18 protein-coding genes and 5 tRNA genes are annotated in these 20,869 nt (G+C 74.0%); 9 read left to right on the plus strand and 14 right to left on the minus strand.

All coding sequences use genetic code 11. The annotated features are described in order from the left end of the window. Positions 1-25: 25 nt before the first annotated feature. The gene (locus tag ACFYOV_RS21690; RefSeq protein ID WP_004002642.1) at positions 26-439 is read left to right on the plus strand and encodes an SsgA family sporulation/cell division regulator; all 414 of its coding nucleotides are present in this window, start codon (positions 26-28) and stop codon (positions 437-439) included. Positions 440-1,065: 626 nt separating this feature from the next. After that, a complete protein-coding gene (locus ACFYOV_RS21695; protein WP_389089860.1) occupies positions 1,066-1,626 on the plus strand; it encodes a CGNR zinc finger domain-containing protein in 561 nt (186 codons plus the stop codon). Positions 1,627-1,722: 96 nt separating this feature from the next. Here ACFYOV_RS21695 and ACFYOV_RS21700 read toward each other — a convergent pair whose 3' ends face one another. Together ACFYOV_RS21700 and ACFYOV_RS21705 are read right to left on the minus strand one after the other, a co-directional pair. Then, on the minus strand, positions 1,723-1,875 hold the full coding sequence (locus ACFYOV_RS21700; protein WP_389089861.1) for a hypothetical protein: 153 nt from the start codon (positions 1,873-1,875) through the stop codon (positions 1,723-1,725). Between the two features lie 172 nt (positions 1,876-2,047). Continuing rightward, positions 2,048-2,497 (minus strand): hypothetical protein, encoded by a 450-nt coding sequence (locus ACFYOV_RS21705; RefSeq protein ID WP_389089863.1) that lies wholly within the window; start codon positions 2,495-2,497, stop codon positions 2,048-2,050. Positions 2,498-2,741: 244 nt separating this feature from the next. Here ACFYOV_RS21705 and ACFYOV_RS21710 point away from each other — a divergent pair, with 244 nt between their 5' ends. Further along, complete coding sequence (locus ACFYOV_RS21710) at positions 2,742-3,266, plus strand: DsbA family protein (protein WP_389089864.1); 525 nt, start codon at positions 2,742-2,744, stop codon at positions 3,264-3,266. Between the two features lie 17 nt (positions 3,267-3,283). Here ACFYOV_RS21710 and ACFYOV_RS21715 read toward each other — a convergent pair whose 3' ends face one another. From ACFYOV_RS21715 to ACFYOV_RS21725, 3 genes are all read right to left on the minus strand, one after another. After that, positions 3,284-4,108 (minus strand): GNAT family N-acetyltransferase, encoded by an 825-nt coding sequence (locus tag ACFYOV_RS21715; protein ID WP_389089865.1) that lies wholly within the window; start codon positions 4,106-4,108, stop codon positions 3,284-3,286. A 106-nt stretch (positions 4,109-4,214) separates the two neighbouring features. Then, positions 4,215-5,036 (minus strand): aminotransferase class IV, encoded by an 822-nt coding sequence (locus tag ACFYOV_RS21720; protein ID WP_389089867.1) that lies wholly within the window; start codon positions 5,034-5,036, stop codon positions 4,215-4,217. 1 nt (position 5,037) lies between these two features. Further along, positions 5,038-6,081 carry a chorismate-binding protein gene (locus tag ACFYOV_RS21725; protein ID WP_389089868.1) on the minus strand — a complete coding sequence of 348 codons (1,044 nt, stop codon included), beginning with the start codon at positions 6,079-6,081 and terminating at the stop codon, positions 5,038-5,040. 166 nt (positions 6,082-6,247) lie between these two features. Between ACFYOV_RS21725 and ACFYOV_RS21730 the strand changes: the two genes are divergently transcribed. From ACFYOV_RS21730 to ACFYOV_RS21750, 5 genes are all read left to right on the plus strand, one after another. Then, a tRNA-Gly gene (locus tag ACFYOV_RS21730) sits at positions 6,248-6,320 on the plus strand. A gap of 38 nt (positions 6,321-6,358) precedes the next feature. Beyond that, positions 6,359-6,432: transfer RNA gene (locus ACFYOV_RS21735), tRNA-Cys, on the plus strand. Between the two features lies 1 nt (position 6,433). Then, a tRNA-Val gene (locus ACFYOV_RS21740) sits at positions 6,434-6,505 on the plus strand. A gap of 19 nt (positions 6,506-6,524) precedes the next feature. Further along, a tRNA-Val gene (locus tag ACFYOV_RS21745) sits at positions 6,525-6,596 on the plus strand. Positions 6,597-6,639: 43 nt separating this feature from the next. After that, a tRNA-Val gene (locus tag ACFYOV_RS21750) sits at positions 6,640-6,711 on the plus strand. A gap of 44 nt (positions 6,712-6,755) precedes the next feature. Here ACFYOV_RS21750 and ACFYOV_RS21755 read toward each other — a convergent pair. From ACFYOV_RS21755 to ACFYOV_RS21765, 3 genes are all read right to left on the minus strand, one after another. Further along, complete coding sequence (locus ACFYOV_RS21755) at positions 6,756-7,016, minus strand: zf-TFIIB domain-containing protein (protein ID WP_389089870.1); 261 nt, start codon at positions 7,014-7,016, stop codon at positions 6,756-6,758. A 37-nt stretch (positions 7,017-7,053) separates the two neighbouring features. Beyond that, on the minus strand, positions 7,054-7,965 hold the full coding sequence (locus ACFYOV_RS21760) for an aminoglycoside phosphotransferase family protein (RefSeq protein WP_389089871.1): 912 nt from the start codon (positions 7,963-7,965) through the stop codon (positions 7,054-7,056). Between the two features lie 255 nt (positions 7,966-8,220). Continuing rightward, positions 8,221-8,430 (minus strand): hypothetical protein, encoded by a 210-nt coding sequence (locus ACFYOV_RS21765; RefSeq protein WP_389089873.1) that lies wholly within the window; start codon positions 8,428-8,430, stop codon positions 8,221-8,223. Positions 8,431-9,046: 616 nt separating this feature from the next. On the opposite strand from ACFYOV_RS21765, the gene ACFYOV_RS21770 reads away from it, so the two are divergent. After that, on the plus strand, positions 9,047-10,507 hold the full coding sequence (locus ACFYOV_RS21770; protein ID WP_389089874.1) for a protein kinase: 1,461 nt from the start codon (positions 9,047-9,049) through the stop codon (positions 10,505-10,507). 31 nt (positions 10,508-10,538) lie between these two features. Here the strand turns inward: ACFYOV_RS21770 and ACFYOV_RS21775 are convergent, their stop codons facing one another. The 6 genes from ACFYOV_RS21775 to ACFYOV_RS21800 form a co-directional block, all read right to left on the minus strand. After that, a complete protein-coding gene (locus tag ACFYOV_RS21775; protein ID WP_389089876.1) occupies positions 10,539-11,357 on the minus strand; it encodes a TrmH family RNA methyltransferase in 819 nt (272 codons plus the stop codon). Between the two features lie 79 nt (positions 11,358-11,436). Continuing rightward, a complete protein-coding gene (gene cobA / locus ACFYOV_RS21780; RefSeq protein WP_389089877.1) occupies positions 11,437-12,696 on the minus strand; it encodes a uroporphyrinogen-III C-methyltransferase in 1,260 nt (419 codons plus the stop codon). 151 nt (positions 12,697-12,847) lie between these two features. Beyond that, positions 12,848-17,536 carry a nicotinate-nucleotide--dimethylbenzimidazole phosphoribosyltransferase gene (cobT, locus tag ACFYOV_RS21785; protein ID WP_389089879.1) on the minus strand — a complete coding sequence of 1,563 codons (4,689 nt, stop codon included), beginning with the start codon at positions 17,534-17,536 and terminating at the stop codon, positions 12,848-12,850. 348 nt (positions 17,537-17,884) lie between these two features. After that, positions 17,885-19,117 carry a precorrin-6y C5,15-methyltransferase (decarboxylating) subunit CbiE gene (gene cbiE, locus ACFYOV_RS21790; RefSeq protein ID WP_389089880.1) on the minus strand — a complete coding sequence of 411 codons (1,233 nt, stop codon included), beginning with the start codon at positions 19,115-19,117 and terminating at the stop codon, positions 17,885-17,887. Between the two features lie 127 nt (positions 19,118-19,244). Next, on the minus strand, positions 19,245-19,883 hold the full coding sequence (locus tag ACFYOV_RS21795) for a GNAT family N-acetyltransferase (protein ID WP_389089882.1): 639 nt from the start codon (positions 19,881-19,883) through the stop codon (positions 19,245-19,247). Between the two features lie 139 nt (positions 19,884-20,022). Next, positions 20,023-20,859, minus strand: a complete 837-nt coding sequence (locus ACFYOV_RS21800) for a MetQ/NlpA family ABC transporter substrate-binding protein (protein ID WP_389089883.1) — start codon at positions 20,857-20,859, stop codon at positions 20,023-20,025. Positions 20,860-20,869 lie beyond the last annotated feature (10 nt).

The following is a 20,869-nucleotide window of genomic DNA, read 5'->3' on the forward strand; positions in this document are numbered from 1 at the left end:
CACTGAGCGAAAGGCCCTGGCGCTTATGAACACCACGGTCAGCTGCGAGCTGCACCTGCGCCTCGTTGTGTCGAGCGAGTCCTCCCTGCCTGTCCCCGCAGGCCTGCGGTACGACACGGCCGACCCCTACGCCGTGCACGCCACCTTCCACACCGGAGCCGAGGAAACCGTCGAGTGGGTGTTCGCCCGCGACCTCCTCGCCGAGGGACTTCACCGCCCCACCGGCACCGGCGACGTCCGTGTCTGGCCGTCGCGCAGTCACGGCCAGGGCGTCGTCTGCATCGCCCTGAGCTCTCCGGAGGGCGAGGCCCTGCTCGAGGCCCCGGCGCGGGCCCTGGAGTCCTTCCTGAAGCGCACCGACGCCGCCGTGCCCCCCGGCACGGAGCACCGGCACTTCGATCTCGATCAGGAGCTCTCGCACATCCTGGCAGAGAGCTAGGCGAGACCCCACAAGCCGCCCGGCGCCGTCGACTCGGGGAGACGGCTCGGGCCCGGACAGCCGTACACGGCACGCACCGGCGCCGACCGCCGCGGGTTTCCGCGGCGTCGGCGCCGTTGTGTTGCGGCGGGCCGCGGCGCCGACCGGCACGCCACGGACCGGCCGGTGTGCGAGCCGCACGGGGTGCCCCTCCGGCACCACACATCACCGTGGGTGATCGAAACCCGCGCGGCTCCGGTCACAACCGGAAGTTCTCCCCACCTGGCAGGCGGTCGCCGGCCGAAGAGCGACCGCGGCCAAGCGTCCGCCCGCCCCGGCTCCGTCCTCGGCAGCACTGTCCACCGCGCCCCGCCGGAGCCCGACCGGCCACCGCACGCCACCCCGGCCGCTTCCTCCGCCGGGCCTGTGTCGGGTCCGCGTCGCCTGTCCGGGCAGCCGGGCCCGCGTCGCCCGTCCGGAAAGCGGCCCCGCAGAGCGCGGCGCCCTGCGCCGGGAACGCTCCAGGGCCTTCCGGCGTTCTATTCGAAGCCATGTGCGGAGCGGGGGCGGTGCGGGGCTCACCGGAGCCACTACCATCGGCCAGCATCCACGGGCGCCCGCCCGACCCCCAGGCCAGGGAGCGAATCGTGCTGATCACCCACGACACCCGGTGCGCCCTCGACACCGTGGTGGATCTGGTGAACACCGCGCCGGAGGACGACTCGGCACCGGACGGACTGCCGGACGTCGCGTCCCTCGAGGACTTCGTGCGCAACCACAAGGTCAGCGATGTCGGCGTGCTCTCGGATTTCGACCTGTCGGCGGTGCGCAAGCTGCGCGGCCGGTTCGCGGCGGTCTTCGCGGCGCCCGACAGCCGCACCGCCGCCGGGCTGATCAACGAGTTGATCGCAGCGGCAGGCACCACGCCCCGTCTCACGGACCATGACGGCTACGACTGGCACGTGCACTACTTCGCACCCGGCGCCTCCGTGGCCGACCACCTGGCCGCCGACTGCGGGATGGCGCTGGCGTTCTTCGTGGTCGCCGGGGAGCAGGAGCGGCTGCGGCGCTGTGAGGCCCCGGACTGCCGGCACGCCTTCGTCGACCTGTCGCGCAACCGCTCGCGGCGCTACTGCGACAGCCGCACCTGCGGAAATCGCCTGCACGTCGCCGCGTACCGGGCGCGCCGCAAGGAGGCCGCGGGCTGACGCCGCAAGCGCCCGCCCGCCGCGACGACCGCTGGGAGGCCGGCGGTGCCGAGCCGACGCGGTCCCGACGGGTGGCGCCGGGACCGCGCGTACGGCTCACAGCCAGAGCAGGTCGTGCAGGGCAGCCGTGAGCAGCAGACACCCGATCACCGCCAAGAAGATCAGCAGCGGTGGCTGGGATAGGGCGAAGAGGCATCCGCGCGGCTCGTCCTGCGGCGGCGCGGCCTCGCTCTGTGTCGTGTCCAGCATCTCGCGCGCATGATGACGCATCGAGCGGGTTCGACGCGATCGGCGCTCATCCGGAGAGCGACACTCCGCAGATTGCGCTTTCCCCGGTTCCGGTGGTGATCACTTACGGTCCATACCGGATCGCCTCTGACGATTCAGCACGCCGGACGCGGTCGCGGGGGGTCCGGCGGTGTCATATGCCGTGTTTCTTGAGGATGGCCTCGATGTCGCTGAAGTCGTCGTCCCCCTGCGTCGCGCGCGTGGGCCGCGCGGCCGGGCGGGTGGCCGGGCCGGAGCCCTGTCCCAGGGAGGGCGCCGAGGCGGCCGGGGCCACCGCCTCCTGCTGCGCCGCCGCCCGGGCCGCCCTGCGCTCCTTGCGGGTGCCGCCGCGCCTGCGCTCCACGGCACGCGTGGTCATGAACAGCACCAGGGACAGCCCCAGCACCCCGAACCCCGCCCAGGCCGTCGGGCTGAACGCCGTGTCGGCCAGCCATTGGACGACGCCGGTCATGACCAGGCCGACGGGCACGAGCGAGTAGGCGGCGATGCGGGCGGCGGCGAGGAAGCGTTTGCGGTAGGCGGTGACCACCGCGATACCCAGACCCGCCGCGGAGACGGCGGAGCAGACGGTCTCGGCAATCATCCGGTCCTCCAGGCAGGATTCGGTCGAGGGCGGGCACTTCGTCCCCCTCCATCCTGCACCTCCCGGCGCCCGCCGGGCCATGCTCCGACCCGGACATCAGGGACATCTCCGGGTCGGCTCCTCCGCAGGTGCCGGCATCGGCGTACAGCCCGCATCGTGCGCCGGACACGTCCCGGACCCGCCCCGGGACGCGAGTGCGCGAGGTGTGTTCGGGGGACCGCGCCGGGGCTGGGAGACTGTGGTCATGAGCGACTCCTCCCCCGTCCGTCCCGCCGCCCCCGTCCTCGACGTGTGGTGCGAGCTCCAGTGCCCGGACTGCCGTACCGCGCTCGACGACCTGCGCGCCCTGCGGGCCCGCTACGGCGACCGGCTGGAACTCCGGCTGCGGCACTTCCCGCTGGAGAAGCACAAGCACTCCTTCGCCGCCGCCCAGGCCGCCGAGGAGGCGCTCGTGCAGGGCAGGGGATGGGAGTACGTGGAGGCCGTTCTCGGCCGGGCCGAGGAACTGGGCCGTCAGGGGGAACCCCTCCTGGTCGAGGTGGCCCGCGAACTGGGGCTGGACGCCGAGGAGTTCGACACCGCGCTGATCGACGGACGGCACATCCTGATCGTGGACGCGGACCAGGCCGAGGGCAAGGCGATCGGCGTGACCGGCACCCCGACGTACGTCATCGGGGGCGAGCGCCTCGACGGCGGCAAGAGCCAGGAGGGCCTGCGGGAGCGCATCGAGGAGATCGCCGACCGCCTGCTGGCCGGCCGGGACGACTGACCGGGCGGCCCCGGCCGCTACAGGAGCGGCTTGTACATCGAGCACTCCACCGTCCGGTAGCCGAGTGACGCGTAGAGCCGCTCGGCCGGGGTATTGCCGGCGAACACGTTGAGGCCGAGGTCCCGCTTGCCCGCGGCGGCCGACTGGGCTTCGGCGATCAGCATGAGCGAGCGTCCGTGTCCCCGGCCGCGGTGGGCGGCGTGGGTCGCCACGTCGAAGACGTAGCCCCGCGCGTCCCGCACCGCGAGCCACAGCGTGCCCACCGGAGTGCCCTCGTGCTCGAGGACGCTGACAAGCATGCCCGGGGTGGCGCGTCCCTGGGGCAGCAGGGCGGCGTGGTCGCGCTCCGACTTGGCCCACGCCTCGGCCTCGGGCACGCCGCGCTCGATCCAGTCGCGCGCGTGGGCCTCCTTGCCCCGGTCCAGCCAGGGCCCGAACTCCTCCTCGGTCATCGGCCGCGCCCGGGTGCCCTCCGGCAGGGCGGGCGGGGCGTCCCCGAGGGCCTTCTCCATGCTGCGGTTGCGCAGGACGTAGCCGAGCGCCGTGGCGAGTCGGAGAGCGGCCACGGCCGGGGCGGGGACGGTGACCTCGATGCGGCGGCAGCCCCAGCCGCGCGCCACTTCCTCCGCGGCGAGCGCGGCGACCGTCCCCCGGCCGCGCCGCCGGTCGGGCTCCGCGATGCCCAGATGCAGGATCCGGGCCACCGCATCGCCGAAGAGGGGATGCGTGGCGAGGTGTATCTCCCCGACGGGGCGGCTGTTCACGCACACCCGGAAGCGGCGCGAGCGCGTCCCGTCGGAGTTCTGCTGAAGCGGCTCGACCGGCCGCAGGGTGGTGGTCATCAGGTGAGTTCTACCCGACCACCCGGCGCCCGCCACCACCCCCGACCGAGGGCCCCGCGGACGCCGCTTTCCGTGCACGCCTCGGGTCAGCCGGCTGTCCGGCGGCTCACGGATCGAGGTCGGCCCCGGACCGCTCGTCGAAGATCCGCATGGCCTTGGCGGTCACCGGACCGGGCGCGCCGGGAAGCTCGCGGTCGTCGACACGGTGCACGCCCTGCACGTCGCGCAGGGTGGAGGTGAGGAAGATCTCCTCGGCCTCCCGCAGGACGTCCAGGGGCAGGTCGGTTTCCTTGGAGCCGGTCCACTCCACGGCCAGGGCGCGGGTGATGCCGGCGAGGCAGCCGGAGGCGAGCGGCGGGGTGTGGATCTCGCCGTCGAGGACGACGAAGACGTTCGACCCGGTGCCCTCGCAGAGATGTCCGACGGTGTTGCCGAACAGCGCCTCGGAGGCGCCCTGTTCGCGGGCACGGGCGAGGGCGACCACGTTCTCGGCGTACGAGGTGGTCTTCAGCCCGGTCAGCGCGCCGCGCTCGTTGCGCGTCCAGGGCACGGTGACGACGGCGGTGGAGTCGGGGCGCCCGGCGGTCGAGCCGAGGGCGACCACGAGCGTCGGGCCGTGCTCGCCCCGGTCCGAGCCCAGCGGGCCGTGACCGCCGGTGTAGGTGATCCGCAGCCGCCCGAGCGGCATGGGGTTGGCCTCGAGGACGGCGGCGCAGGCGCGGCGGACGTGGTCGAGGTCGGGGGCGGGCAGCCCGAGCCCGCGGGCCGACCGGGTCAGCCGGTCGAGATGCCGGGTGAGCGCGAACGGACGGCCGTCCACGGCCTTCACCGTCTCGAAGATGCCGTCGCCCACGGTCAGTCCGTGGTCGAAGACGGAGACGCGGGCGGACTCCATGTCCTGCAGCCCACCGTCGAGCCAGATCTTCACCTCAGGTCCCTTCACTCACCTCGTACGTGCCCGACGCTACCGCGAGCAGCCGGGAAGCCTTCAGTTCGGTCTCCCGCCACTCCCCCTCGGGATCGGAGCCCCAGGTGATCCCGGCGCCGGTGCCGAAGCGCAGCACGGCACCGCCCGTCCCCCGGTCGATCCAGAAGGTGCGGATGCCCACCGCCAGCTCGCCGGTGCCCCGGTCGGCGTCGACCCAGCCGACGCCACCGCAGTACGGGCCACGGGGCGAGGTCTCCAGGGCGTCGATGATCCGCAGGGCGCTGGACTTGGGCGCGCCGGTGACCGAGCCGGGAGGAAAGGCGGCGTCCAGCAGTTCGGGCCAGCCGGCCCCCTCGCGCAGCTCACCGCGCACCGTCGACACCAGGTGGACCAGCCCCGGATGCTTCTCCACCGCGCACAGGTCGGGCACGGTGACGCTGCCGGTGTCGCAGACCCGCCCGATGTCGTTGCGCACCAGGTCCACGATCATGACGTTCTCGGCGTAGTCCTTCTCCAGGAGGTCCGCCTCGGTCCGCCCGGTCCCCTTGATCGGCCCGGACTCCACGACACGCCCGCCGCGGCGGAGGAACAACTCGGGCGAGGCGGTGGCGATCTCCACACCGTGCTCCGGCAGCCGAATCGTTCCGGCGTACGGTGCGGGATTGCCCCGGGCCAGCAGGGCGGTGAGCGCCTCCACATCGGCACCGGACGGCACCGGCGCGGACAGCACCCGGCACAGATTGGCCTGGTACACCTCACCGCGGGCTATGTGCTCACGGATGCGCCGCACGGCAGCCGTGTACGAAGCGCGATCCAGCGAGGACGTCCAGTCACCGACCGCCGGCCCCTCCCAGGCTCCCGGCGCCGCCGCCGGCACCGGCGCCTCGCGCACGTCCCGGAAGCGGGCGCAGGTCAGACGGCCCTCGAAGTCGGCGCAGACGGCCCAGAAGCCCTGGGAGTCGAGGGCCGCGGGGTCGTCCGTCACATCGAGGAGTCCGGTGGCGAGACGGCTGCCGAAACGGGCGAGAGGTGGGAGGTCGAGCACGCGTCGAGTCTATGGCGGGCGCCCCTGCGGCGGCCCGTCCCGGCCCCCGGCCGCGTACCTGACCAGGCGCAGCGCAGCACGCTGCACAAACGCGTTTTTGTGCTGGCCCCGGAATCCGCTAGAGTTCAACACGTCGCCGGGACGCGCAAGCCGACCGAAACGACAGGCGGACGTAGCTCAGTTGGTAGAGCGCAACCTTGCCAAGGTTGAGGTCGCGAGTTCGAGCCTCGTCGTCCGCTCGAAGGAAGAGGGGGGGATCCCGATCCCCTACACTCCTGGTGGAGTGGCCGAGAGGCGAGGCAACGGCCTGCAAAGCCGTCTACACGGGTTCAAATCCCGTCTCCACCTCCAAGGACGATTAGCTCAGCGGGAGAGCGCTTCCCTGACACGGAAGAGGTCACTGGTTCAATCCCAGTATCGTCCACTGGATCCTCGGATCCTCCGCGCGATTAGCTCAGCGGGAGAGCGCTTCCCTGACACGGAAGAGGTCACTGGTTCAATCCCAGTATCGCGCACGCACTGCCCATGATCCGCTCCAGTGCGTGATCGTGGTCCCGAGGACGATTAGCTCAGCGGGAGAGCGCTTCCCTGACACGGAAGAGGTCACTGGTTCAATCCCAGTATCGTCCACGCACCGAACCCCCGGCCGCAGGCGGCCGGGGGTTCGATCGTTCTCAGGACGAGAACAGCATGTGCCCGAAGCTCTTGTGGCGGCGGTGCCCGTAGTGCCCGGCGTGCGGCGCACCCCAGGCCGGCGCCTGCGGGGCCGCGGGGGGCGGCGGAGGGGCGGGCTGGGCCCACTGCGACTCCAGCCGGGTCAGCGCCTCCAGTTCGCCGTAGTCCAGGAAGATCCCCCGGCACCCGCTGCACTGCTCGATCTGGACACCGTTGCGGTTGTAGGTGTGCATCGGCGCACGGCACTTGGGACACTGCATGATCGGTTCAACTCCTCGTCCGTTCCACGTATCGCCATCACAGACTCCGCCCGGCTCCGGACGGTTGCACCCGGACGGCTGCCATGCGCCCGCAGGCGTCCACCACGGCCCGCTCCACCTCGTCCAGGTCCCGCCCCTCGCGCACGGCCCTGGTCACCATGCGGGCCGCGGTCTGCACGGTCAGCGCCCGCGCCGGAACGTCCAGCACCCCCCACGGATCCCCGGCCGGAACGGCCGGCCCGCCCGCGGCCCGGTAGGCGTCGAGGAACCGCGCCCATTCCTCCCCCGGCAACAGCCCGCACGCGAACCAGGACGCAGGCCGCGCCAGATCCCAGGCCTGCATCCCCACCCCCAGGTCGTCGACGTCTATCAACCGCCAGCCGGAGGCCCGCACCAGCTGCCCCAGATGAAGATCCCCATGACACAGCGCACCGCCCCCCATCGGGGCCTCCCCCCGCGCCCACGCGGGCAGCGCCTCCCAGGCGCCGAGGACCGAGGCGTGTCCCCCGGCCGCCCGCAACCGGGCGACCGCCAGGGCCGCCTTGGCCGGCCCCCGCATCACGGGCAGCGGCGCGACGACGGGCGTGCGGTGCAACCGGGCCAGCAGTTCGCCCGCGGCCTCCCAGGGAGCGGCATCTGGATCGTCCGGGTCCACGGGAGTGGCGTAGGGCCAGTAGGTCACCGGCCTCCCGCCCAGCTCGGCGGGCGTGGTGCCGAGCGGCGCCAGGAACACCTCGGGCAGCCCCGCGGCGACACCGAGCCGCCTGGCCAGTTCGCCCCGGTCGGCGTCCGGGGCGTGCGCCTTCCCCACGACGTCCGCATGGCGCACGACGACCCCGTCGGCCCGGTCGGCCAGCGTCCCGGCGGCGCATGGACAGGCCGAGCCGCGCGAGTGGGCCACGGCGCGCACGCGGGCGGCCAGCTCGGGCACGACTTCTCGGTCGGTCACGGTTCTCCCCCGGCCGGCGGACATGTCCCGAGAGCGTACGCGGCGCTCGCGGCGGGCACCGGTGCGGCCGGTCAGGCAGGACGAGGACGCTCACCACCACCGCAGCGCGCCGAGGAATGCGCGTCGGGTACGGCGATGCCGACGCAGCTCCCCAGCTGCGCCGGCATCTGTGCCGTCCGCCGCACCCCCGTCCCCACGGGGTTTCATGGGTGGATGTCCCCGCCCGGACCGCTCTTCCGGGCCTGGGGTCGCCGCTCAGCGCCCCAGCATCTCGCCCACGGACGACGCCTGTGTGGCCACTGTCTCCCACCCGTCGAACACGAGGAGGAGCAGGACCGCCAGGGGAAGGGCCATGAGCGTCGCCACCAGCGGATGACGACGGCCCTCCCGGCGCGGCCGGAACGCGGCGGTGCCCGCCGTGCGCTCCCGCATGCGGACCAGCGTCCGCGGTGCCGTGTGGGCCATGGTCCCTCTCCTGACCGTTTCTGTTGTCGTTGGCAGCGGCGGGCGTTCGACCTCGGGGGACGAGTGCTGCACCCGCCGCTTGACCTCGAATCTAGGCGTTCCGCGCCTCCGGGGCGTCATGCCCTCGTACCGATTGCCGGGCCTCCCGGAGGATGAGCGATGACCTGCGGTGTACTCCCCTGGGTGGAGACGAGGTCCTGGGTCTCGGGGTCTTCTCGGAAGGGCCGCCCGCGGTGACGCTTTCGAGTGACGGCCTTCGCACCTCGCAGGCCGTCCCCCCAGCGCGTGACTTCCGTCACTTCCCGTGCCCCGCGTCACCCCCGCCCCGCGCCGCCGCTCCCCACCCGCCCACCGCACCCCCCGCCTCACCGCGCTGCGGGGCAGCCGCCGCGTCCCCTTCGCCGTGCGACCCCCCGCCGCATGATCAATTGCCCGCGCTCGGCAGGCGGTTGGGGTCACGGTCCACCGGCCGGTCCGCCCCGGGCCGCACCCCCTGATCCCCCCTCAACTCTCCGGCCCGCCAGCGACAATCCGGCCCGAAGAGAGGGCGCGGCCTCTGCGCGCACACGCCCGGGGAAACGTAAGCTGTGGCACGTCACAGGACCGGGCAGCGGGGATGAACATGGCGATGATGCGCCTGAGGCGCGAGGACCCGCGCGTCGTCGGCTCTTTCAGGCTCCACCGACGGCTCGGCGCGGGCGGGATGGGCGTGGTCTACCTGGGCTCCGACAAGAAGGGGCAGCGGGTCGCGCTGAAGGTCATCCGGCCGGACCTGGCGGAGGACCAGGAGTTCCGCTCCCGATTCGCACGCGAGGTCTCCGCCGCCCGCCGCATCCGCGGAGGCTGTACCGCCCGTCTGGTCGCCGCGGACCTGGAGGCGGACCGCCCGTGGTTCGCCACGCAGTACGTCCCCGGGCCGTCGCTGCACGACAAGGTCGCCGACGAGGGGCCGCTCTGCGCGGCGGAGGTCGCCGCCATCGGTGCGGCGCTGTCGGAGGGGCTGGTCGCCGTGCACGAGGCCGGCGTGGTGCACCGGGACCTGAAACCGTCCAACATCCTGCTGTCCCCCAAGGGACCGCGGATCATCGATTTCGGCATCGCCTGGGCGACCGGCGCGTCGACACTCACGCACGTCGGCACGGCGGTCGGGTCCCCCGGCTTCCTCGCCCCCGAGCAGGTGCGCGGCGCCGCCGTGACGCCGGCCACGGACGTGTTCTCGCTGGGGGCCACGCTCGCCTATACCGCCATGGGCGACTCGCCCTTCGGGCACGGCAGTTCCGAGGTCATGCTGTACCGCGTCGTGCACGAGGAGGCCCAGCTCCACGGCGTCCCGGACGCCCTGGCGCCGCTGATCCGCGCCTGTCTGGCGAAGGACCCGGAGGAACGCCCGACCACGCTCCAGCTCTCGCTGCGGCTCAAGGAGATCGCCGCGCGCGAGGCACAGGGCCTCGCCGACGTCCACCCGCCCGCACCGCGCGGCGCCGAGACGGACCGGCCGGCCGGCCGCCTCGCCGACACCTACCCGGACCCGCACCGCGACCGCCCGGCGGACCGCGGCCGGGGTCGCCGCCCGGGGCCGCAGGGCGACGGCCAGGGGACTCCCCCGCCGCGCGGGGCGTCCACCGGCCGTGGTGCCACCCCGGCCGGGAACGGCTCGGCCCCCCGGCGCGGGAGCCGGGGTGTTCCGCCGTCGCGGGGCGGCAGCGGACCGCGCAGCGGCGCTGCACGCGGCGGTACGCCGTCCCGTTCCGGCGCCCGCCCCACGCCCGCGTCCAGGAACTCGACACGCCCGGGCACGGGTGCCCGGCGCCCGGGCGGCCCCAGGACGACGGGAACCGGTCTGCGCCCGGCCAACCCGCGCCTGCTCAGGCAGCGCCTGTTCGTCTTCGTCGTGGTCACGCTGGTGGTCGCGCTCGGCATCGCCCTGGTGCAGGGCTGCCAGGGCCCGGCGCGTGGACTCGGCGGCGACGGGAGCACCGTACGGAGCGAGCAGGGGCAGGCGGCCGGCATGACCCAGTCGTCGAACGGAAGCGGGAACGGGCACTCCGGTGTGCCGGATCGGCGGACAGCCGGATGAGCGGCGAACAACCGGGCAAGGCCGGGCCGTACTACCCCTGCGCCCTTTCGGCGGCCACCGCGTAGAAGGCGACCGCGGCCGCCGCGCCCACGTTCAGGCTGTCCACGCCGTGGGACATCGGGATGCGCACCCACTCGTCGGCCGCCATCAGGGCCTGCCGGGACAGACCGTCGCCCTCGGCGCCCAGCATCAGCGCCACCCGGTCCATCCGGTGGGGCGCCGCTTCGTCGAGCGGCCGGGCCTTCTCGTCGGGGGTGAGGGCGAGGAGCGTGAAGCCCGCCCCGCGGACCGACTCCAGGTCCTTGGGCCAGGTGTCGAGACGGGCGTAGGGCACGGAGAAGACCGCGCCCATGGAGACCTTGACGCTGCGCCGGTACAGCGGGTCGGCGCAGTCCGGTGAGAGCAGGACGGCGTCCATGCCGAGGGCGGCGGCCGACCGGAAGATCGCCCCCGTGTTGGTGTGGTCGTTGACCGACTCCATGACCACGACCCGGCGGGCGGTGCGCAGCAGGTCCGCCGCCGTGGGCAGCGGTGTGCGCCGCATGGAGGCGAGGGCGCCGCGATGCACGTGGTAGCCGGTGACCCGTTCGGCGAGTTCGGGGGTGACCACGTAGACAGGGGCGGGGACCTCGTCGATGACGTCGCGCATGACGTCGACCCACCTGGCCGACAGCAGCATGGACCGCATCGCGTAGCCGGCGTCCCTGGCCCGTCTGATGACCTTCTCGCCCTCGGCGATGAACAGGCCCTCGGCGGGTTCGCGCCTACGGCGCAGCTCCACGTCGGTCAGGCCCGTGTAGTCGTGCAGGCGGGGGTCGTCGGGGTCGTCGACGGTGATGAGATCGGCCACGGGGGTGATACTGCCTTGTCCTGGGTGCGGTGTGCGGGGTGCGGGGTGCCGACGGCCGGGATCGGACGCGTCCCCCTGGTCACTCGGTGGTGGGCTGCGCCTTCGGGGCGTGCGGTGCGGGGAGCCCCACGTTCACGACCTCGCCGATGACGATGACCGCCGGCGGCTTGACCTCCTGCGCGACGACCGTCCCGGCGACCGTGGCGAGGGTGGCGTCGACCCGGCGCTGGGCGGCCGTGGTGCCTTCCTGCACGAGGGCGACCGGGGTGTCGGGGGACTTGCCGTTCGCCACCAGGGTCTCGGCGATCCGGCCGATCTTGTCGACGCCCATGAGGATCACCAGCGTGCCGGTCAGCTTCGCCAGGGACGGCCAGTCGACCAGGGAGCGCTCGTCGTCCGGGGCGACATGGCCGCTGACCACGGTGAACTCGTGGGCCACGCCGCGGTGGGTGACGGGGATGCCGGCCGCGCCCGGCACGGAGATGGAACTGGAGATGCCGGGCACGACGGTGCAGGGGATGCCGGCCTCGGCGAGCGCCTGGAGTTCCTCCATGCCGCGGCCGAAGACGTACGGGTCGCCGCCCTTGAGGCGGACCACCGACTTGCCTTGCTTGGCGTGCTCGATGAGCGCGTTGTTGATGGCCTCCTGGGCCATGAATCGGCCGTACGGGATCTTCGCCGCGTCGATCACCTCGACGTGCGGCGGGAGTTCGGCGAGGAGGTCCCGCGGGCCGAGCCGGTCGGCGATGACGACGTCGGCCTCGGCGAGCAGACGCCGGCCGCGCACGGTGATCAGGTCCGGGTCGCCGGGGCCGCCGCCGACGAGGGCGACGCCCGGGGTGCGGGTGCGGTGGTGGGGGGCGACGAGGGTGCCGTCGCGCAGGCCCTCGACCACGGCGTCACGGATGGCGGCGGTGTGGCGGGGATCGCGGCCACGCGCCTCGGTGGTCAGCACGGCCACCGTGACCCCCTCGCTGTGACCGGTGGCCGGGGTCCAGGCGGTCGCCTCGTCGGCGTCGTCGGAGCGGACGCACCAGACGCGGTGGCGCTCGGCCTCGGCCGAGGCGCGAGTGTTGGCCCCGGTGTCGCTGGTGGCGATCAGGGCGTACCAGGCGTCCGCGAGATCTCCCTCGGCGTAAGGGCGCCGGTGCCAGGTGATCTCGCCCGTGTCGGCCATGGCCTCGACGGAGGGGGTGGCTTCGGGGGACACGAGGAGGATGTCCGCGCCTGCCGCGATCAGTGCGGGGAGGCGGCGCTGGGCGACCTGGCCGCCGCCGAGGACGACCACGCGGCGGCCGGTGAGGCGGAGACCTACGGGGTAGGCGGGGTGTTCGGCCATGAGGGTGCGGCTCCTCGTACGGGCTGCGTGCGGTGGGCGCTACGGCACTGGAGCGGCCCTGACGTGCGGATTCTAGACGGCCGGTGGTGCGTGTGGCGGGGGTGGGCGGATGCCGGCCGTGTGCGGCTGACCACCCACCCCCGGTGACGCGCTACTTCTCGGTGACCCCCGCCGAGTCGAACGTCGCCACCTCGTGCATGGCCCGGGCCGTGCTCTGGACCAGCGGCAGCGCGAGCAGCGCGCCGGTGCCCTCGCCGAGGCGCAGGTCGAGGTCGACCAGCGGGCGCAGGCCCAGCTTGTTGAGGGCGGCCACGTGGCCCGGCTCGGCGCTGCGGTGACCGGCGATGCACGCGGCCAGCACCTCGGGGGCGATGGCGCGGGCGACGAGGGCGGCGGCGCCGGCGCTGACGCCGTCCAGGATCACTGGCGTGCGCAGGGACGCGCCGCCGAGGAGCAGACCGACCATGGCGGCGTGCTCGAAGCCGCCGACCGCGGCGAGGACACCGATGGGGTCGGCCGGGTCCGGCTGGTGCAGTTCCAGGGCGCGGCGCACGACGTCGGTCTTGCGGACGAGCGTCTCGTCGTTGATGCCGGTGCCCCGGCCGGTGACCTCGGCCGGGTCGGCGCCGGTGAACACGGAGATCAGGGCGGCGGACGCGGTGGTGTTGGCGATGCCCATCTCGCCGGTGAGCAGGGCCTTGTTGCCGGCGGCGACCAGGTCGCGGGCCGTCTCGATGCCCACCTCGATGGCCTTCTTGGCCTCCTCGCGGGTCATCGCGGGGCCTGCGGTCATGTCGGAGGTGCCGGCGCGGACCTTGCGCGGCAGCAGGCCCGGGGTGGCGGGCAGGTCGGAGGCGACTCCGACGTCGACGACGCAGACCTCGGCGCCGACCTGCGTGGCGAAGGCGTTGCAGACCGCTCCGCCCCCCAGGAAGTTGGCCACCATCTGGGCGGTGACCTCCTGCGGCCAGGGGGTGACGCCCTGGGCGTGCACCCCGTGGTCGCCGGCGAAGACGGCGACGGCCGCGGGCTCCGGAATGGGGGGCGGGCACTGGCGGGACAGGCCGGAGAGCTGCGCGGAGATGATCTCCAGCATGCCGAGCGCGCCGGCCGGCTTGGTCATGCGCTTCTGCCGCTCCCACGCCTCGCCGAGCGCCTTCGCGTCCAGCGGGCGGATCTGGGAGACGGTCTCGGCGAGCAGGTCGTGCGGGTCCTCGCCGGGCAGGGCGCGGCGGCCGTACGTCTCCTCGTGGACCACCCAGGACAGCGGGCGGCGCTTGGACCAGCCGGCCTGCATCAGCTCGGGCTCGTCCGGAAACTCGTCGACATAGCCCACGCACAGGTAGGCGACGACCTCGAGGTGTTCGGGCAGGCCGAGCGCGCGGACCATCTCGCGCTCGTCGAAGAAGCTGACCCAGCCGACGCCGAGGCCCTCGGCGCGGGCGGCGAGCCAGAGGTTCTCCACCGCGAGCGCGGAGGAGTAGGGCGCCATCTGCGGCTGGGTGTGCCGACCGAGGGTGTGGCGGCCGCCGCGGGTGGGGTCGGCGGTGACGACGATGTTCACCGGGGTGTCGAGGATGGCCTCGATCTTCAGTTCCTTGAACTGCTTGGCCCGGCCCTTGGGAAGGGACTTCGCGTACGCCTCGCGCTGGCGCATGGCCAGTTCGTGCATGCTGCGCCGGGTGTCGGCGGAGCGGATGACGACGAAGTCCCAGGGCTGCGAGTGGCCGACGGAGGGCGCGGTGTGGGCGGCCTCGAGGACCCGGAGGAGGACCTCGTGCGGGATGGGGTCGCTGCGGAAGCCGTTGCGGATGTCCCGGCGCTCGCGCATGACCTTCAGCACGGCCTCGCGCTCCGCGTCGTCGTACGCGGGGGCGGCGGGGCCGGACCGCCCGCCTGCGTCGGCCACGGCCGCGCTCTGCTGCTGTGCCGGAGGCGTCGGGGGCGTCTGCTGCGCCGGCTGGTCTTCAGCGGCGGCGCCCCCGGTGGCCAGGTCGTCGGCGTTCTGTGCGGGATCCGGGTCGGCGTCCGCCCCGGGTGCGGCGGGTACGGCGTCGGAGTCCCCGGCCGCGGGGTCGGGGGCGACGGCGTCCGGGGCGGTCTGCTCCTGGGCGGGGAGGGTCAGGGGCTGCGGCGGCGTGGGCGCGAGGTGCGGGGTGGTCGGCACGGACCCTTCCACGGGGACGAACTGCCCGAGCGGCTGGTCCGACTGGGGTTCCAGGGGGACCGCGCCCGGCAGGGGGGCGGGGGGACGGTCGGAGGTGGTGGGGGTGGCACCGACGGGGATTCCGGCGGCGGGTGTCGCGGTGGCCGGAACGCCGGGTGCGGCTCCGGCCCGGGGGGACGGGGCGGAGGGCCACGGGTCCTGCCCGGGTGGTCCGGGCTGCTCCGTCCCGGCGGGGGCGTGGGTCTGCTGCGGGCCCTGGACCGGCTGGGCGGGCTGGTGGTGCGCGGGGGCGCCGCGCTCTTCCGCGTGCGCCGGCTCGGTGGGAGTCGCGGGCACGGGTCCGGGGGCGCGGTCGGCTGCCCCGACGGGCTCCGTGGCCTCGGGCGTCTGCGCGAGGCCGGGGGTGGGGACGTCGGGTGAGGGCACCTGGTCCATCCCGGGGGTGGGCTCGGTCGTGGGGGTGACGGCCGCCGGTTCGGCCGCGTCGGGGGTGGCACCCGCCTGTTCCGCCGTGTCGGGGGTGGCACCCGCCTGTTCCGCCGTGTCGGGAGCGGGGGCGGACGTTTCTTCGGCGGGTGCGGGGGCACCGGCGTCTGCATCGGCAGCGGGGACGTCCCCCGCGGCCACGGCGGCAGGGGCCGCGTCGGCAGCGGGGGCGAGCTCCGCAGCGGCCACGTCCTCGGGATCGGCGCCCTCGGTTCGGGCCGCGGCTGCCTGATCGGTCGCGTCGGCAGCGACAGGCGTGGTGGTCGTCGCCTCTGTGGCGCTCGCTCCGCTGGGCGGTACGGTGTCAGCGCCCACCTCGGCGGCGGGGAGCGCCTCGATGGCGGGGAGCGCCTCGGTGCCCGCCGGCCCGGTCATGGGGGCCTGGGCCTCGGGGGTCCCGGCCTCGGCTTCGGCGGCAGGGGCGGGCGCGCCCTGGGTCCCGGGTGCCGCAGGGCCCGCGCTCCCGGGATCGCCGGGTGCGGCGACGGGAACGTCGGGAGCCGTGGCGGTTGCCTGCCGGTTTTCGGGAGCGGCAGAGGTGGCGGCCCGGGTCTCGGCAGCCGCGTCGGGCGCACCCGAGGTCCCGGCGGCGGCGGGTGCCTCCGCGGTTCCGGGAGCCGCGACGGTCGCCTCCAGATCCCCGGAGGCCGCCGGGGCCACGGCCCCGGTCGCTACGGCCGCGCCGTCCGAATCCCCGGCGACGGTCGCTTCGGGAGCCTCGGGGGCCGCGACGGTCGTCTCCGGAGCCTCGGCGGTCACGGCGGTCGTCTCCGGAGCCTCGGCGGTCACGGCGGTCGTCGGCCCGGCCTCCGTCGTGGCAGGCGCACCCGGCGTCCCGGAGGAGGCGGCCGCAGGCGCGTCCGGAGTCCCCGGAGCCGTCGCGGTGGTCTCCTGGCCCTCGGCGTCCGGGGCGGTCGTGCTCTGGGCCTCGGTCACGTGGGGTACGCCGTCGGAGGCGTCGCCGGTCGTGCCGGGAGCGGGGGTGCCCGTGCCGGGCGTGGCGGCGTCGGGGGCGGTGTCGTTCGCCGCCTGCTCCGTGGTCTGCCGGGACCCGGCCTCGGGGGCGGCGTCCTGCGGGGCGTCCGTGGTCTCGGTGGCCGTGGTCGGTGCTGTCTCCGGGGCCTCCACGACGTCGGGAGCAGGATCCTCCACGGGCCCGGCCACGTCGGGCAGGTGCTCGGCGGCGGCGTGCCGGGGCGTCGCAGGAGCGGCAGCCCGTGCCTCGGCGGCGGCCGGTTCCGATGCGGGGGCCTGTGCGGCGGGATCGAGGGTCGCCTGGGACGGCATCGGGTCGGGGCGCTGGGCGCCCCGGGGCTGGTCGGCGTGTGGGGAGGACTCGATCTCCGGCTCGATTCCCGGGGCACCGACATCGCCGGCGGCCGGAACGTGCCCGGCCGCCTCGTCGGCCTGGCCCGCCTCGGCGAGCGGTGCCGTCGTCTCCGTCGGCGTCTCCGTCGGCGTCGGCGTCGGCGCGGCCGGTGCGCCCGCCGCCGTGTTCTCCGCCTGCCGGGAGTACTCGACCGCCTCCGTCGTGACCCGGGCGACGACCGCCTGGGCGGGGCTCACCCGGCCCTGTTCCGGAACAACCGTTTCCGCAGGGGTGGCCGCCGGGACCACCTGGGTCGCGGGCACGGCCCGCCCGCCCCAGGGCTGGGCCGGCTGCGGGGCCGTGGCCTCGCGGGTCTGCGGGACGTCGAGGTATTCGGGCCCCAGGGTCGGCGGGCCGGAGGGGCGGACCGGGACGTCGGCCGGGCCTCGGTCGGCGAGGGAGCGGACCGGGGTGGCGGAGGTGCTGGGGACGGGCGGGCCGAGGTGCAGCGGGCGGCGCGATGCGGGCGGGGCCGTCTGCTCATGGGGGGAGCGAGGGAGGTGCGGGGCCGCGTGGGCGGGCGCCGGGGAGGGTACCGGGTCGGAGGGGCGGACGGCCCCGAGGTCGACCGAGCCGCTGTCGCGACCGGAGATCTCGTGCGGGCCGGGCTCGTGCACGGTCTCCACGACCGGCTCGGGCGCGGGCGGGGCGACCTCGTTGCCCCAGGCCCCCCGGGCGCCGGGCAGCAGCAGGTCTTCGTCCTCGGCGGCGGTCTCGGAGAGGTAGGTGTACGCGCTGGGCGCGGCGACGCCCTGCTGCTCCACCGTGCCTGCGTTCTCCGGCAGCCCCTCGCCCGGGACCTGGCCGGTGTCGGTCATGCGTACCCCTCGCCCATCGGTTAGTGCTCCTACGACCAGCTCACCCGGAACGGCGCACCGACCGCCCCACACTGAAGAACGAGCGTGCGTCCCCAGCGGCACGAACGGCCCGACCGAAAAAGGCGACAAAGCCATTCACTGGCATTGTCGCGGCCGCACCGCCGTCCCGTCAGCTTGATCCGCGACGGTTCCGCTGTGGACTGCGCCACGTTGCGCGTCCTCCGGTTGCGCCGTACCACGACCCACCTCAAAACGGGTGCGGTTTCGGGACATTGACCGACGAAGTGCCGGGTGCCCGAGTGCGGTACGACGATCGGCCAGCCTACCGCGCGCGGTACGACAAACGGATCACGGGGACGGGTGAGGGGACCAGCCGTCGCGGGCCGACAGCACGCCGCTGAGCAGGAACCCGACGCTCCGTTCCTTCTCCGTCCAGACCCCGGTGTCGAGTTCGACGGACTGGAGCAGGGCGCACTCGACCTGATAGCCGTGCTCCGTCAGGTCGCGGCCGACGAGTTCGGCCGTGTCGCGGGTGGCGGCGTGGGTGACGATGCGCTGAGGGCGGCGGTCGGCGACCGCGGAGACCACGGCCGCTCCCCCGCCGCCGACCCGGACGACGTCCGGTTCGGGCAGGTTCTCCAGCACGTGCGGGGCGGTGCCGTGGACGACCTGGAGCTGGACGCCGTAGTGGCGTGCGGTGGCCTCGGTGCGGGCGCAGGCGCGCGGATCGCTGTCGACGGCGATGACGGCGGCGCCCGCGCGTGCGGCCTCGGTGGCGAAGGCGCCGCTGCCGCAGCCGATGTCCCACACCAGATCCCCCGGACGCGGTCCGAGCCGGGAGAGCTGGGCGACGCGCAGCATCTCCGTCTCGCCCTCGCCGAGTTCGCCGCCGTAGGCCCCGGCGGGCAGCGACCAGCCGCGCGGGCCGACGGCCGGGTCGCGTCCGGCGATCCAGCCGCCGGACTCTCCGGCACCGGCGGGACCGCCGATGACGATGACCACGTTGGGATCGCGCCAGGTGTGGTCGGCCGCCTTGTCGGATGTGACGACGGTGACCTGCTCCCGGTCGGTGCCGAGTTCCTCGCAGATGACGAAGGTGCGGTGGACGCCCTCCAGCAGCAGGCCGAGTTCCGCGGGGCCGGCACCGGGCGAGGTGAGGACGGCGACCTTGGTGTGGGCCCGGCATACGTTCACCGCGCGTCGCAGGGTACGCCGGTGTGCGACGACCACATGGGCGTCGTCCCAGGGCATACCGGCCCGGGCGAAGGCGGCGGCGACGGAGGAGACGGCGGGGACGACCTCGACCTCGAGGCCGAACTCGGGTGCGCGCAGGGTGCGTACGACGCCGAAGAAACCGGGGTCGCCGTCGGCGAGGACCACGGCCGTGCCGCGGTGCGCGGCGATGCGCCGGGCGGCGAGGGCGAGGCTGCCGAGCCGGATGCGCTCGGCGCCGGGGGGCACCTCGGGCAGTACCAGGTGGTGGGCGGCCCCGGCCACGAGGGTGGCGGCGCCCAGGGCGGAGCGTGCCGCGGCGGTCAGCGGCGAGCCGTCCCAGCCGATCACCGTGACCCGGTCGGCCATCGCGTCAGTCTCCAGGGGTGTTTGCGCAGGTCGTCGTCGGTTGTCCCGCTCGAGGCGGGCTTGGTGAGAGTACCTGGTGCGGCCGTGCACCGGGGCGGCGGTGGCACCGCGGACCGGTCCGGGGGAATCAGTTCCAGTCGGTGTACGCGGTGTAGCCACCGGTGTCGGCCAGTTGTTCGGCCGCGCCTTCGATGTCCTCGGGCAGCAGGCTCCACACGATGTAGTCGGTGCGCACGTCGCTCCAGCCGCCGTCCTCGGTGCGCACGTGCGCTATGCAGGCGTTGCGCAGCACGCCCTCGCTGATGCAGCCGATCTTCTGGGCGACCTGCTGGGAGGCGGTGTTGTCGGCGGCGGTGCGCAGTTCGATGCGCTCCAGCCTCTGGTCGCCGAAGAGCCACTGGGCTGTGGCGAGCGCGGCCTCGGACGCGTAGCCCTCGCCGCGCGCCCAGGGCGCGATGATGTACGACAGTTCCGTGGACCTGACGCGCCAGTTGGTTCTGGTCAGGCGGATGATGCCGACCAGGCGCTGGGTGAGGAACTCGGTGACGGCGAGGTCGAGTCCGAGGCCGGCCGCGCGTTCCACGGGGGCGTGCTCGGTGATCCAGGCCCGGGCGGCCTGCTCGGTGAAGGGCTGGGGGACGTCCGTCCAGGCGGCGACCTGTTCGTCGTTCATCATCTCGGCCAGGGCGGGGACGTCGTCCGTGTCCAGGGGACGCAGCACCAACCGCTCCGTGCTGATGGAGATGTTGGGGAAGGTGCTCGTCATGCGCCGCTCCGTAGCCTTCGAAACCGTCGGGTGCTGCTGAACTGCCCAGCATGCAGCATGAAAGCACCGCACCGCACCACGGGGTCCACTCCGTGTGCCGGAGCGGACCCCGTGGGTAGCGGCGGGCGCGCCGACCGGATCAGAAGGAGGCGACCACGGAACCGGCGTACTTGTCCTCGATGAACTTCTTCACCTCGGGCGAGGTGAGGAGCTCCGCGAGCTTCTTCACGCGCGGGTCGTCCTCGTTGCCCTTCTTCACGGCGAGGAAGTTGCCGTAGGGGTTGCCCTCGGGGGACTCGGCGGCGATGGCGTTCTCGGCCGGGCTGAGGTCGGCCTCCAGGGCGTAGTTGCCGTTGATGACGGCGGCGTCGACGTCGCCGAGGGAGCGCGGGAGCTGGGCCGCCTCGAGCTCCTTAAACGTGAGGTTCCTGGGGTTGGAGGCGATGTCCTTGGGGGTCGCCTCGTAGCCGACGCCCGCCTTGAGCTCGATCAGGCCGTTGGCCTCCAGCAGCTTCAGCGCGCGGGCCTCGTTGGTGGTGTCGTTCGGCAGGGCGATCGTGGCGCCCTTGGCGAGGTCCGTGAGCTTCTTGGCGCCCTGGGAGTACACGCCGAGCGGCTCCAGGTGCACCGTGGCGTTCGGCACGGCGACGATGTCGGTGCCGTTCTTCTTGTTGAAGTCGTCCAGGTACGGCTGGTGCTGGAAGTAGTTCGCGTCGACCTCGCCCTGCTGGACGGCCGTGTTGGGCGTCACGTAGTCGGTGAACTCCTTGACCTCGAGCTCGAGGCCGGCCTTCTCGGCGAGGTTGTCCTTGATGTAGGTGAGGATCTCGCCCTGCGGGGTGGGGGTGGCGGCGACCGTCAGCGGGCCGCTCGCGTCGCCGGACCCGGAGTCCTTGTCCGAGCCGCAGGCGGTGAGCCCGAGGGTGAGGGCTCCGGCGGTGAGGACGACGGTGGTGATCTTGGCGATGTTACGCACGAAAAGTGCC

The organism is Streptomyces sp. NPDC005931 (assembly GCF_042871235.1).
Lineage (GTDB): Bacteria > Actinomycetota > Actinomycetes > Streptomycetales > Streptomycetaceae > Streptomyces.